Source organism: Bifidobacterium sp. ESL0728 (assembly GCF_029392015.1).
In the GTDB taxonomy this organism is placed as follows: Bacteria; Actinomycetota; Actinomycetes; order Actinomycetales; family Bifidobacteriaceae; genus Bifidobacterium.
In genome coordinates this window covers 2,059,763-2,072,906 of sequence record NZ_CP113925.1, presented here as the reverse complement: position 1 = coordinate 2,072,906, position 13,144 = coordinate 2,059,763, and the positions used below count along the sequence as shown (strand labels likewise).

Annotated in this window: 12 protein-coding genes; 11 read left to right on the top strand and 1 reads right to left on the bottom strand. The window is 58.8% G+C overall.

Going from position 1 to position 13,144, the window contains the following annotated elements; genetic code table 11:
- The first annotated feature begins 140 nt into the window (after positions 1–140).
- Complete coding sequence (locus tag OZX67_RS07855) at positions 141–2,888, top strand: polyribonucleotide nucleotidyltransferase (protein WP_277142327.1); 2,748 nt, start codon at positions 141–143, stop codon at positions 2,886–2,888.
- Between the two features lie 248 nt (positions 2,889–3,136).
- Entirely contained in the window at positions 3,137–3,475 is a 339-nt protein-coding gene (locus OZX67_RS07850) for a hypothetical protein (RefSeq protein ID WP_277142325.1), read from the top strand.
- A 15-nt stretch (positions 3,476–3,490) separates the two neighbouring features.
- Here OZX67_RS07850 and OZX67_RS07845 read toward each other — a convergent pair whose 3' ends face one another.
- Positions 3,491–3,733 carry a hypothetical protein gene (locus OZX67_RS07845; protein WP_277142323.1) on the bottom strand — a complete coding sequence of 81 codons (243 nt, stop codon included), beginning with the start codon at positions 3,731–3,733 and terminating at the stop codon, positions 3,491–3,493.
- A gap of 70 nt (positions 3,734–3,803) precedes the next feature.
- Between OZX67_RS07845 and OZX67_RS07840 the strand changes: the two genes are divergently transcribed.
- From OZX67_RS07840 to recR, 9 genes are all read left to right on the top strand, one after another.
- Positions 3,804–4,805 (top strand): hypothetical protein, encoded by a 1,002-nt coding sequence (locus tag OZX67_RS07840; RefSeq protein ID WP_277142321.1) that lies wholly within the window; start codon positions 3,804–3,806, stop codon positions 4,803–4,805.
- The gene (locus OZX67_RS07835) at positions 4,805–5,791 is read left to right on the top strand and encodes an ATPase, T2SS/T4P/T4SS family (RefSeq protein WP_277142319.1); all 987 of its coding nucleotides are present in this window, start codon (positions 4,805–4,807) and stop codon (positions 5,789–5,791) included. The genes OZX67_RS07840 and OZX67_RS07835 overlap by 1 nt, the downstream gene beginning before the upstream one ends.
- Before the next feature lie 4 nt (positions 5,792–5,795).
- Positions 5,796–6,485 (top strand): hypothetical protein, encoded by a 690-nt coding sequence (locus OZX67_RS07830; RefSeq protein ID WP_277142317.1) that lies wholly within the window; start codon positions 5,796–5,798, stop codon positions 6,483–6,485.
- A 24-nt stretch (positions 6,486–6,509) separates the two neighbouring features.
- Complete coding sequence (locus OZX67_RS07825) at positions 6,510–7,163, top strand: hypothetical protein (protein WP_277142315.1); 654 nt, start codon at positions 6,510–6,512, stop codon at positions 7,161–7,163.
- 397 nt (positions 7,164–7,560) lie between these two features.
- Positions 7,561–7,848, top strand: a complete 288-nt coding sequence (locus OZX67_RS07820; protein WP_277142314.1) for a DUF4244 domain-containing protein — start codon at positions 7,561–7,563, stop codon at positions 7,846–7,848.
- 69 nt (positions 7,849–7,917) lie between these two features.
- Positions 7,918–8,448: a TadE family protein gene (locus OZX67_RS09670; protein ID WP_348519602.1), complete on the top strand. Its 531-nt coding sequence runs from the start codon at positions 7,918–7,920 to the stop codon at positions 8,446–8,448.
- 200 nt (positions 8,449–8,648) lie between these two features.
- On the top strand, positions 8,649–9,002 hold the full coding sequence (locus OZX67_RS07810; RefSeq protein ID WP_277142311.1) for an Rv3654c family TadE-like protein: 354 nt from the start codon (positions 8,649–8,651) through the stop codon (positions 9,000–9,002).
- Positions 9,003–9,211: 209 nt separating this feature from the next.
- Entirely contained in the window at positions 9,212–12,223 is a 3,012-nt protein-coding gene (dnaX, locus tag OZX67_RS07805) for a DNA polymerase III subunit gamma/tau (protein ID WP_277142309.1), read from the top strand.
- Positions 12,224–12,226: 3 nt separating this feature from the next.
- The gene (gene recR / locus OZX67_RS07800; protein WP_277142307.1) at positions 12,227–12,829 is read left to right on the top strand and encodes a recombination mediator RecR; all 603 of its coding nucleotides are present in this window, start codon (positions 12,227–12,229) and stop codon (positions 12,827–12,829) included.
- Positions 12,830–13,144: the final 315 nt, after the last annotated feature.

Below are 13,144 nucleotides of genomic sequence, written 5' to 3'. Positions count from 1 at the left end.
AGACTGAGAAGTGAAAGTCAACGTGCCGTCCACCAACGTTGGTGAGGCCAGGTAAGCCTTGCAAAATAAACAAAGGTCGGACGTTGACAAAGCATTTTGCAGTATGTTGGAAATTAGGAAATTAAACAAAGGAGGAACCCTTGGAGGGTCCCGAAATTAAGGCCGTAGAGGCCGTTATTGACAATGGTTCATTTGGTAAACGTACGTTGCGATTCGAGACCGGTCGTCTCGCACAGCAGGCCGACGGCGCTGTAGCCGCCTACCTCGATGACGATTCGATGGTCCTTTCGACCACCACCGCCGGAAGCAGCCCGAAGGAAAACTACGATTTCTTCCCGCTCACCGTCGATGTGGAAGAGAAGATGTACGCTGCGGGCAAGATCCCGGGCTCGTTCTTCCGCCGTGAAGGCCGTCCTTCGAACGACGCGATTCTCGCCTGCCGCATCATCGACCGTCCGCTGCGTCCGCTCTTCCCGCACACGCTGCGCAACGAGGTCCAGGTCGTCGAGACCGTGCTGGCTTGCAATCCGGACGATGCCTACGACATGATTGCTTTGAACGCCGCTTCCGCGTCCACCATGATTTCCGGTCTGCCTTTCGAAGGCCCGGTCTCCGGCGTGCGCCTGGCGTTGGTCGACGGCCAGTGGGTCGCCTTCCCGCGTTGGAGCGAGCGTGACCGCGCGGTCTTTGAGATCGTCGTGGCTGGCCGTGTCATCGAAAACGGTGATGTCGCCATCGCCATGATCGAGGCCGGAGCTGGCAAGAACGCTTGGAACCTCATTTACGATGAGGGTCAGCAGAAGCCGGACGAGGAAGTTGTCGCCGGTGGCCTCGAAGCCGCCAAGCCGTTCATCAAGGTCATTTGCGAGGCTCAGAACGAGCTCAAGGAGAAGGCCGGCAAGGCCAACGACAAGGAATTCCAGCTCTTCCCGGAGTATACGGACGAGCTTTACAAGCGCATCGACGAGATCGCCCACAACGACTTGAACGACGCCCTGTCCATCGCCGCCAAGCTGCCGCGCCAGGAGCGCATCCACGAGATCAAGGAAGACGTCCGCGCCAAGCTCGCCGACGAATTCACCGACATGGATGACGCCGAGAAGGAAAAGGAACTTGGCAACGCCTTCAAGGAGCTGCAGCGCCAGATTGTGCGCCGTCGCGTCCTGACCGAAGACTTCCGCATCGACGGCCGCGGCTTGCGCGATATCCGCACGCTTTCCGCCGAGGTCGGCATCGTGCCGCGCGTACACGGCTCCGCACTCTTCCAGCGCGGCGAGACCCAGATTCTGGGCGTCACCACCCTGAACATGCTCAAGATGGAGCAGACGCTCGATTCCATCTCCGGGCCGCAGACCAAGCGCTACATGCACAACTACGAGATGCCGCCGTATTCCACCGGTGAGACCGGCCGTGTCGGAAGCCCGAAGCGCCGCGAGGTCGGCCACGGTGCGCTCGCCGAAAAGGCGCTCGTGCCGGTGCTGCCCAGCAAGGAAGACTTCCCGTACGCCATCCGTCAGGTCTCCGAGGCCATCGGTTCCAACGGCTCGACCTCCATGGGCTCTGTTTGCGCCTCCACGCTTTCGCTGCTCGACGCGGGCGTTCCGCTGAAGGCTCCTGTCGCGGGCATCGCGATGGGCCTGATTTCCGGAGACGTCGACGGCAAGCACATCTACAAGACCCTTACCGATATTCTGGGCGCTGAAGACGCGTTCGGCGACATGGACTTCAAGGTCGCCGGCACTTCCGAATTCATCACCGCGCTCCAGCTCGACACCAAGCTCGACGGCATTCCCGCCGACGTTCTGGCCGCAGCCCTGCAGCAGGCGAAGGAAGCCCGCACGACCATCCTTGAAGTCATCAACGAGTGCATCGACGCCCCGGCCGAGATGAGCCCGTATGCCCCGCGCATCATCACCACCACCGTTCCTGTCGACAAGATCGGCGAGATCATCGGGCCCAAGGGCAAGATGATCAACCAGATTCAGGAGGATACCGGCGCTGACGTCAGCGTTGAGGACGACGGCACCATCTACATCGCTTCCGAAGGCGGCGACGGTGCTGAAAAGGCAAAGGCCACCATCGACGCCATCGCGCACCCGCACGTTCCCGCCGTCGGCGAGAACTTCAACGGCAAGGTCGTCAAGACCACGAGCTTCGGCGCGTTCGTCAACCTGACTCCCGGCACCGACGGCTTGCTGCACATCTCTCAGATCCGCAACCTGACCAACGGCGAGCGCATCGACGCCGTCGAAGACGTGCTGAAGGAGGGCGACACCGTTGAGGTGACCGTTCAGGGCGTGGACGACCGCGGCAAGATCTCGCTGGCCATCCCCGGCTTCGAGGATCAGGAATCCGGCCCGCGCGGCGGTGGCCGTGGCGGACGTCGCGACCATGACGATCGCGGTGGGCGTGGCTATCGTGGCCACGGACGCGACCGTGAGGACCGCGATGACCGTCGTCGTTCCGAGCGTGATGATCGTGATGACCGTCGTTCCAGCCGTGGCCGTGAAGATCGCGAGGATCGCGACGATACCGAGTTCGAGGATCGTCCGCGTCGCCGTCGTGAAGATCGCGACGATCGTGACGGCCGCCGTCACTCCGACCGTGATGACCGCCGTGGCCATGACCGCGAGGATCGTGACGATCGTGATGACGATGCTGATTTTGAGGATCGTCCGCGTCGTCGCCGTGAGGACCGTGACGATTACCGTCGTTCCGACCGTCACGAAGGACGCCGTGGTGGCGGCTATCGTGGTGGCCGTCATGGCGACCGCAATCCGCGCTACGCGACCGACGATCACTATGATGAATATCGTGAGAACCGCGAAGAGCGCAGCGAGCGCCCGCGTCGCCGTGTCCGCCGCGACTTCGATCCCTTCGATGACTGATCTGATTGTTGTCCGCGCCTGAGCGAATATTGCACAGACGCCGACTACGATGAACCGGCCCGCAACCTATGGTTATTCATTTGGTTGCGGGCCGGTTTTGTTGTAAATAGTTTCTTTTTAAGTCCAGAATGCCGACAAAACAGAAGTTTTTTTTGTGATAAACATACGTATTTATGAATGACTTTTTATCTATTAAAGATAGTGCCTATTACTTTTTACTTATTCAGCGATAAAAGTCTAAGGTATTTGTGCATGAATGTGTACGGTTCAGCCACCCACCCCGCGACACGCCTCAAATGTGGATAACCCCTATCATCCGACCACAGTACCCGTTTCAGCTTGCGTTCCCGGCCTATGAATGGATTGAATGGGTATATGGAAAATGCATTATCGATTTCAAGGCCACGCCGGGTAGGTACCTCGTTTCCTCGGCACAAAAGAATACTGCTGCCAGCCGAGGTGAAAGGCAGACCGATCAAAAGGTTACAGCAGCAAAAACCGCTTTCTGCGATGCCGCCGCCGACGAGGTTGCCGAGATCTGCGAAATCGTTGCCGTGTCGGCCGCAGAGACCTACGCCCGTGCTTGAATTGCCGCGTTCTCCTCAAATGCTGAATGCGCCCGATTTGTGGCTCAGCGCGCCCGCTCGGCTGTTGAATGCGTCTGTTTCGAAACTGCCGGGGTCGGACTCGGTGCGTGCGACGGAAGCAAATCCGCGGGTGCCGGCGCAACCATATACTCCCCGGAAGCTGAGCTCGTCGACTTCGCTTGTACCCTCGCTTTCGTCGACACCGTCGGCCCCTCTTTCAACTCCGCTTTCGACTGCCCCAATGCCCAGTCCTGCCATGAACCGGGAACTCGCGCTTCGCCGACATCAAACGTCGGCCCCAACGGTATTGACACGTACACAACCTCCGATGCCTCAGGTGCAGAAAGCGCGTGGTGTTTATGAGACGCGAGAAGTACACGAAGAAAAGGCGGACCTTGCCTCGCCAAAGGATCCGTCGAGCACAGAAGACAGCACCACTCATGTGTTCACCGGTCATACGGCGGTTTTCCTCTCGGCCAGTGGGGGAGTGGGATTGAGCGCGCTCTGCTCGCTGACCGCCTTGCAGCTCAAGGTTCAGGGAACACGCACAGCATTGGTGGATGGGGATTTTACTTCCGGCGGGCTCGATACCCTGCTTGGCTTGGAAAACGACAAAGGCCTGCGGTTCGGCACACTGAATGCGCCATTGGGCAAAATCGACGGAGAAGTATTGTGCAAGCGTCTTCCGCATTGGGAAGGTATGCCCGTTCTTGCCTTCGATTCATGGAACAGTGAGACCCCTGAATGGTGGGAGGTCGAGGCCGTGTTGACGGCCTTGGAACGCAGCGCGGACGTGGTGCTGGTCGACGGTTCGCGAGGGCAGATCGTTGATATGGTTCCTGCCCTGGGGCGCGCGCCGGTCGTCGTGGTGGCCGAACTTTCCGTGCTTGGCTTGGCCCGTGCCAAGGCTTTGCTCAATAAGGTCGCTTCGGGTCGTATCGGCTCGACTGGCGGAAGAGACGATGGCCCTCCCCATGATTTTGCAGATTCCCTTGAATCGTCGAAGCGGCCGTTGCCGCAATCGCTCGGTGGTGGTTTGGCTTTGCAAGAGTGCGAGGTTCAAAGCCTTGAAAGCCGTAAAACCTCGCAACTGGCGGCGATTGTGGGTATCGAGCCAAGAGGCGCCTCACGGCGACGCGGTGTGGTGAGCGTCAATGAGGCCAGCGAGTATTTGGGGCATCAGGTCCTCGGGCCCGTGTGCCCGAACAGCGCGAGAACCAGCGATGCGTTGGAAGGGTTGGGGCTTAAGATCGCGAAAGCCGACAGGACGGTGATGGGAGAGTTGGCCCAGGCCGTCAGTGATGCGGTTGAAGGAGATGGTCGACATTGATGTTCGGACCCCTTGAAGAGCTTGCCCATGAACGGGCGGTGACCGATATAGCTGTGACTTGCGAGGGTCGTGTATGGGTCGATCGGGGTGGCGGGATGAACGAATACCATCCCGCAGTGCCGTTCCGCTCCCCGCAGATTGTGCGCGAATACGCCACCCAGCTGTGTGCACAACTTGGCAAGAGACTCGACGACGCCTGCCCGATCGCCGATGCCTCAAGCGTCGAGGGCATCCGCATTCATGCGGTTATTGCACCGATTGTGCCGATGGGAGCGAGCATTTCCATACGATTCCCGAGCCGAAGCGTTCCGAGATTGAGCGGATTGGGTTCGAAAGGCCTCTTTCCGCCATCCTGGTTCCCGCTGCTTTGCGGTTTGGTGAGCAAACGCGCGACGATTCTGATCACCGGCGGAACGGGTGCCGGCAAGACCACGCTGCTCAAAGCCCTGCTTGCCCAAGCCGACCCTGCGGAACGTGTCGTCAGCGTCGAGGAGGTTCGCGAATTGGGCACGCTCGGCCGTGGCAATCATGTTTCGCTGGTTGTCCGCGAGGCTAACGTCGAGGGTGCGGGCGCGATAGGCTTGCCGGAATTGGTGAAGGCGACGCTGCGTATGCGCCCTGACCGCATCATTCTGGGAGAGTGCCGTGGCGAGGAGATAGCCGACCTCCTGCGTGCCTTCAATTCCGGGCATCACGGAGGCATGGTCACTCTGCACGCCGACAGCGTCGATCGCGTGCCCTCCCGGTTGGTTTCCCTTGGCCTTTTGGCCGGTCTCAATCAGCCGGCGCTGACCATGCTTGCCGCAGGGGCTTTTGATGTGGTTTTGCATCTCGAACGCAGCAACGGCAAGCGACGAATCGCCCAGATAGGAAGACTTTCCAAGGATTGTGAGCATTTCGTCGGCGAGCCGATAGCGACCTGGAATGGTTCGGGAATGCCCGTGCCTGGTCCGGGTTGGGATGCTTTCGTCAAGCATTGGGGGTGATTTCATGGATTGCTACGCGTTGATGGCCGGGCTTTTGCTTTCGGGCGCAATTGTCTGCCTTGGCTGGCCAAGCACGGCCGGCAAACATGGGGCGTTCGCCTTGGCCCCCGCTGTGGCTTCAGGGAAGCACAAGGCGGGTATTCTTTCGTGCATCGATGCGTTGAGGGCTTCGGTCAAGGCAGGCGGATCGCTTGAGGATGCTTTTGCCGAGCAAATACAGGGTGAACTCCTCAGCTCAACTGCCGCCATGCCTGATTTGGCCCAATTGCATGACATCCTCTATGCCCAATTGGGTGAGAACGAGACGGCCGAACAGGCAGATCAGGCGGCGATCGAGTTGGATCTGGCCTGCAGACTGAGCAAAACCCTAGGATGCGAGGCCTCGCATTGCTTGGACGCCGTAGCCGCGTCTTATAAACGCAACCGGATGATGAAGACATTGAAAGACAATGCCTTCACTGTGCCGAAATCCACGGTGAAACTCCTTTCGTTGTTGCCCTTGGCCACGCTCGTTTTGGCACAGCTCATGGGTGCCTCGCCGCTCACGTTCCTTTTCGGCAACGGTGCCGGACGAGTCTGTCTGCTGCTCGGAGCCGGCACGTATGCGTTGGGGATGCTGTGGATGAAGGCCCTGATGGATGGCGTCGGTGCGGCTGGAAGCGGGGTGCGAAAGAGCGGTCAAGATGCGGCTTGAAATGTATTGCGACAGTAGGGGTAGATGAGTATGAATGCATTTGTTTCGGGATGCTTGGCGGCTGCCGCTTGGATTCTATGGCACCCGTCTGCGCAGATGCTTTCGCGGCAGTTGCAAGGCCTGAGCGTGGGCTTTGCGGCCAAACCGTCCCTCGGTGTCATTTTGGAGATGATGGCGGTGGCCATGCGCGAAGGCTCCTCGATTCCCCATGCGCTCGAGGTTATCGGCTCGATTGTGGGAGGAACGTTGGGGGCTGGTCTCTGCCGAGCCTCGTATTCGTTGATGCTCGGGTTCAGTTGGGAGGATGCGTGGTTTGCGGCTTCCCTGACCTGCCAAGACAGCGAAGAGGGAGCTCGGCAAAGACCTAAGTCAAATGGCAGGCATATCCGAAAACGGCAGGATAAGGATGATGATTCGCCTTCAGACGATGTCGCTGGCGCACTTGAAGCGTTAACCGTCATCGACGGTGCCTTGAAAAGGACTTGGACCCGCGGCGTTTCGCCCGTTGGCCCGTTGGAAAGTGCGGTGGAGCAGCTGGATGCCAGGGCCCGCGCCTCAATCGAGCAATCCGCTCAGCGGCTTTCGATCAAACTCCTTTTGCCGACGGGTCTCTGTTTTCTGCCCTCGTTCATGCTCATCGGCATTATTCCGGCTATAGGATCGTTTATCAGCCATTGAGCCGATGCCGTTTCTGCCTGTATCCGACGTTAGCGGTGTATTGAAAGTGCTGGTCGCATTCCGGCTTTCGGAAACATGGCGATGGCTGGGTTGACCAATTGGATTAATTTATCTTCGGAAATAACAAATAAATATTCCGATTCATTTTCCTGTTCGGCTTTATCTGTTCTTGTCGTTTTTCTGCATTCTGTAGGATGTTGACAACTTATCGGCATTCCACATTTTGTCAACATTTTTTGTGGATGAAAACCGCGACACGCCCGGGATGTGCATAACCCCGACCATTCGACCACAGTGCCCGAAATCGTCACGGTAAACGGCGGACTTCTGTCAGACTGGGGGTATCACAGCCACACCGGCTGCGATAGCGAATTTCAGAGAAATCAAAGGAGTAATCATGAGTAAAGAATTGATGACTATCAATCAAACCAACAACGGTGTTGTCACGGGTTTTGCCTCTCGCGTTTCCGAGCGTTCCAGGCAGATCAAAGGGCAGTTGTGCCTTTTGGATGCCCGTTTCCGCACGGCGATGGCCGAACCTGACGAGGGCGCCGCGACGGCGGAATATGCGGTCGTTCTGGTCGCTGCCACGGGATTCGCGGCGGTTTTGGTGGCCCTGCTCAAATCCGGGGCTGTAAAGACACTGCTGATGGCACTGGTCAAGAAGGCGCTCAAGGTGGTCTGAGTTTCCGGGTTTCTCGGTTTGGAAACGATAGAAAAGGATGATGAGGATTGCGGAGAGGAGGGGAGTATCATGCCACTTCAAAAGATGCAATCGCAAGCGCCGGTTGACGGCCATTGGCATAGAAGCCTCATCCCAGCGGGCAGTAAGTCATCTCGCTCGTTCCGGTCGCCGACTACGTGGGTATGTTACTTGCGGCACTGGTTTCATACCCATCCGGTCGGCCGCAGGCATTGGCGTTTTGGCCATTTCGGCCCTCGGAGGCAAATACGCGCTGACGAGGGAGCAGTCACCGCCGAGTTCGCTGTTGTGCTCCCAGCCGTGATGGCGATGGCCGTGCTGCTGATGATGCTGGCCCGCGCGGTCACGGTCGAGATGAACTGTCAGGATGCCGCCTCTGCGGCTGCGCGCGTGGCTGTGGTGTCCACCAGCGACACCGAGGCCCGTCTTGCCGCCCATGATGCCGCAGGTGGTGATGCCAGTGTTTCGATATCTCGAGGTTTCAAACAGGTCAAGGTCACGGTCAGCTGCCGCGTGGTGCCTGATCCCATGCACGTGCTGCCCATGGCCGTCGTCGGCAAGGCGACCGGGGTAACCCAATGAGGTGCTGGGGGAAGCGCCGCCGCTCCAAAGAGGAACCGAAACACATCGGTTTCAGCGGCCGCGGGCAAAATGGAAGAAAGTGTCGTGGATGCTTGTCTCCGCGGAATTTTCAATCCGTGGTGTCGAATCAAGCGAAGCGGTTCTTTGCTTTGCCCGTATTCGGCAAGTCGGCGGCGTCAACGTTGGAATGCCATCGGTTTTTGAAAGGCGGTGTATGCGATGAAGGCTCAGGAACCATCAACGGCCTCATGTTGATCGCGGTCGCGGCGGTGCTGCTATCCGCGATTGCCTTGGGTGGCAATCTGCTGGTTTGCATCTCCGAGGCCCGATCGGCCGCCGATCAGGCCGCTATCGCTGGAGCGGCCTCCGCTCGTGACGGCGATTTTGATCCATGCATCAAATCCCGTCGTGCTTCGACGCTGAACAAGGCCTCTCTGCTCGCTTGCACAGTCGATGAAGAGGATGTCACCGTCAAAGTCGCCGTGAAAACGGCGGTTCCGTTCGTTCCTCTTGTTTCCCGCATGGCTCGGGCCGGTCCGGTAGAATGCTCATGAGCATGCTCGTGATTGAAGCCATGCCCAATCTGGTTCGTCGTTTTCATCATGGCGATTGTGGCGAAGTCTTGCTTCAATGAGAGAGCATAAAGGTCGTGAAACGGATTCTGGGCATTGGGTCTTGCGCTTGCATCATGCGGAAGGAAAAGCGAGCGATTTCGGCTGTGAAGCTTGGTGAAAAATAGTCGGGTGAAGGTAGGTTATAGAGTATGGCACTTGCATTGTATCGACGGTATCGGCCAGACACATTTGATGGCATCATAGGGCAGGATCAGGTCACGGTCCCGCTTTCCAGAGCGTTGGATGAGGGCAAGCTCACCCATGCCTACCTGTTCAGCGGGCCTCGTGGATGCGGCAAGACCAGTTCCGCCAGGATACTGGCCCGGTGCATCAATTGCGCCAAAGGCCCGACTTCGCATCCGTGCGGCGAATGCGAAAGCTGCAAGGATTTGGCCACCGGTGGCCCCGGCTCGATTGATGTGGTCGAGATCGACGCGGCCAGCCACAACGGCGTCGAGGACGCACGTGAACTGCGTGAGCGCGCGGCGTTCGCTCCGGCCCGCGACCGTTACAAGATTTTTATCCTCGACGAGGCCCACATGGTCACCCAGCAGGGATTCAACGCCTTGCTTAAAATCGTGGAGGAACCGCCGGAACATGTTATGTTCATCTTCGCGACCACCGAGCCTGACAAGGTGATCTCCACGATTCGCTCGCGTACCCATCACTATCCGTTCCGTCTGGTGCCTCCCGAAGTCATGGGCCCGTACTTGGAAGAGGTTTGTGACAACGAGCATATCGACTTGGAGCCGGGTGTGCTCAAGCTCACCATGCGTGCCGGCGGTGGCTCCGTGCGAGATACGCTTTCCGTGCTCGACCAGCTGATGGCAGGCGCCGTTGACAACGAAGTGTCATACGATTCGGCCGTCGCCCTGCTCGGGTTCACTCCCGATGAGCTCATTGGTGAGGCCATCGACGCCGTCATCGATAAGGACGGCGAGAAACTCTATGGCGTGGTCGAGAAAGTCGTCGTCGGCGGCTTCGAGCCCAGACGGTTTGTGGAGGATCTGCTTTCGCGTGTTCGCGATCTGCTCGTGCTTACCCTTGGTGGGGAGAAGGCCGAAAGTGTGCTGAGTGATGATTCCGCAGTCGAAGACATGAGCGACCTGCATCGCCAGTCTTCGGCGTTGGGGCTTTCGACGCTTACCGCCATGGCCGAAACCATCAACGACACCTTGGGCAACATGACCGGGGCGATTTCGCCTCGCATGCGTTTGGAGCTTTTGGCCGCGAAACTGCTGGCCGGGCGTGAGAACGGTTTTGCGCCGAGCGCGGCTCAGGCCGGTTCCGCTGCTGTGGGTATGGGCTCATCAGAGTCTTCTGCCAGCAATAACGGGGCCCGCCAAGGCAACAATGTGGCGCGTGGCCGTGGCGGTTTCATCGGTTCGAGCAGGAACGCTGCCAATCAGCAGCCTGGCAATCATCAGGCTCAGCCTCAGCCTCAGCAGGCATCCGCATTCCAAGGTTTTGCATCGAACGTTTCGGCGCAAAACCCGCAGAATGGCAATAATGCCAATGTGCAGGCCGCTGTCCAAAATGCCAATCATGCCCCGAACGGCAATAACGAACCCAATGGATGGCAAGGCAACGGGCAAGGTGGAAGCGCGCAAAGTCAGCGATCTTCAAGCCAAGGTGTCACCACCGCCGGCGTTGGCGCGAACGCCGGTGCACAGCGGAACGCTCAGACTGCAGGGGTTGCAAAGGTGAAAGTTGATCCGAATGCCACCGTCGAGGAAAAGTGGGATGCGGTGCTCAAGGCATTGCCGGAAAACGTGCGTGAGTATGTCGCTCACAGCAAGGTACCCACAATTTCGCTGGCGACCAATAACGCCGGCAAGTCACGTCTGTCGATGACGTTCGACTGCGCGCTGAGCCAGCACGCCTTCGCGTTGGCGCTCGCCTCCGATGCAGAGCACAACGGGCAGAAAGCCGCCAATGTGGTATTGGACGGAGTGCGCTCGGTTTTCGGCCCCCACACGATGATCGCCCCCACCGGCGTGGCGGCGAACGGCGAAAAAGTCATTTCCACCAAACGTATGAAGCCCGAAGAACTTGCCAAAGTCAAGCGCGACATCGCGGTTGCCAAGGTCTCGGCGACCGGCGGCTTGGGCATGGCTGCCGGGCAAGGTGTCCACAGTGCCTCGGCTCCCAAGGAACAGAAGAAGTCCGATACCGATGCCGCCGACGAATCCGATGATTCCTCCCATCGAGCAGGTTCTCCGGAAACCGAGAATGGCAGAGGCGGAGAGCCTAAAAGAGAATTGGATAGCGATAGCGCGGAAACCGGAACCCGCATATCGCAAAGTGACGATATGGCAGCGGAGAGATCCGCTTCGACACAGGGGCACCGTGGGGAGACTTCCGCGAACCCGGTTACGTTGAACCAGGGATCGCAGAATCCCATGGATGACGATTACGATCCGTGGATGAATCCATTGCCCGCGCCCGACCCTCAAGGCGGTGCGGCTTCAAAACCAGGAGAACAACAATCTGCCGGGATTGCCGCTGCCCACTCGGTGCGGCACTTCGATGAGAATGCCGCGGGCCATCCTGCACTCGGCGATGAACCGGGGAATCAGTCTCCCGAACATCACAGGAAGCACATCGCCGTCCCCGACATCAGCGATGGTATCGACCCTTGGGCCACGCCAGCGGCACAGGAAGGAGCCGACAATGCCCACAGCGATTCGGCTGTTACGCAGACCACAGGCAACGGTAGAGTGAACGGGTCGCAACCGCTTGCCAATGTTGAAAATTGGGGAACAAGGTCTTCGGGGTCATCCGCCGATGGCTCTTATACTCCGCCGAAGGCCGCGGCAGATGGTGGGAAACCGGTTTCTGCACAACCTCATAATTCCCGATCGCAATCTGCCGCCTCGAACGGCAATACAGCCATCAAGCCGGATGACAGGGGAGACGTGGCCGCACGTTTCCGAAATGTCGATTTGGCCGATGACTCACAACAGCATCCGCGAGTGGCCGCCGAGGACGATGATTACTCCCTGAACGATCAGTCATTGGGCGATGCCACGGCAGTGGGTTTGGATGAGCTCTCGAAGCTTTTCGACGTCAAGAAGGTCGAGGACTTCAAGGCAGACGATCCGAAGAACCCGAAGAACATCAAACCGGTCGAGCGGCATCCGCAAGAGGAGAACCGATAACAGATGGCATTGGCTTATGATGGTGCGATCCAGCACCTTATCGACGGTTTCGCGCGTCTACCGGGCATTGGCCCGAAAGGCGCACAGCGCATAGCGTTCTACCTACTTTCGGCAAGTGACGAGGAAGCGCAGGATCTGGCGGATGCCATCCGTGAGGTCAAGGAGAAGGTGCGTTTCTGCGAGATCTGCGGCAATGTGTGCGAGACGAGCCCGTGCCCGGTTTGTTCCGACCCGCGCCGCGACCATTCCATCATCTGCGTGGTCGAGGAGCCCAAGGACGTGATGAGCATCGAGCGAACCCGGGAATTTCATGGTGTCTACCACGTGCTTGGCGGTGCCATCAACCCGATGGCCAACGTCGGTCCGGGAGACCTTGCCATCCCCAAGCTACTTGACAGACTCAAGACCGACGAGGTCAAGGAGATCATTCTGGCGCTCGACCCCAACATCGAGGGCGAGGCCACGGTGACCTACCTGAGCCGCCTGCTTTCTCCCTTGGATCTCAAGGTCACGCGGCTTGCCAGCGGTCTTCCTGTGGGCAGCGATTTGGAATACGCCGACGAAATCACGCTGGGGCGGGCCTTGGAAGGTCGTCAGGAAGCCTGAACGCTGCTTGGCGTGGGCAGTGGCAACAGCCGCAGCATCGCGAGTTGCGCGGGTGTCGGCTTAATGGCTGGGTCCCGGTTTGCGTTTGTCTAAGTTCAACAACCGAATCCGGACTTGCTTAAGTGCCGGCCCAGGTGTCGAACTTCGGCCGGTGTCAGCTAGCCTAGCCGCGGAGTCCCGACCTGTGTTGGCCGATCCGAAAGCCGAGTGCACATGATCGTATGCCCGCATGGTGGTAAGCGGCACGGCCGGGCGCGGGACCGGCATATAATGCAATCATTACTGTCGAAAAGCCGACCACAAGACCGGATTATG

What these genes read in the sequence shown, in the direction of transcription:
- OZX67_RS07845 (WP_277142323.1), bottom strand. Translation starts at nt 3,733, where the DNA reads ATGGCAGGACTGGGCATTGGGGCAGTCGAAAGCGGAGTTGAAAGAGGG.
- OZX67_RS07840 (WP_277142321.1), top strand. Translation starts at nt 3,804, where the DNA reads ATGCCTCAGGTGCAGAAAGCGCGTGGTGTTTATGAGACGCGAGAAGTA.
- OZX67_RS07835 (WP_277142319.1), top strand. Translation starts at nt 4,805, where the DNA reads ATGTTCGGACCCCTTGAAGAGCTTGCCCATGAACGGGCGGTGACCGAT.
- OZX67_RS07830 (WP_277142317.1), top strand. Translation starts at nt 5,796, where the DNA reads ATGGATTGCTACGCGTTGATGGCCGGGCTTTTGCTTTCGGGCGCAATT.
- OZX67_RS07825 (WP_277142315.1), top strand. Translation starts at nt 6,510, where the DNA reads ATGAGTATGAATGCATTTGTTTCGGGATGCTTGGCGGCTGCCGCTTGG.
- OZX67_RS07820 (WP_277142314.1), top strand. Translation starts at nt 7,561, where the DNA reads ATGAGTAAAGAATTGATGACTATCAATCAAACCAACAACGGTGTTGTC.
- OZX67_RS09670 (WP_348519602.1), top strand. Translation starts at nt 7,918, where the DNA reads ATGCCACTTCAAAAGATGCAATCGCAAGCGCCGGTTGACGGCCATTGG.
- dnaX (WP_277142309.1), top strand. Translation starts at nt 9,212, where the DNA reads ATGGCACTTGCATTGTATCGACGGTATCGGCCAGACACATTTGATGGC.
- recR (WP_277142307.1), top strand. Translation starts at nt 12,227, where the DNA reads ATGGCATTGGCTTATGATGGTGCGATCCAGCACCTTATCGACGGTTTC.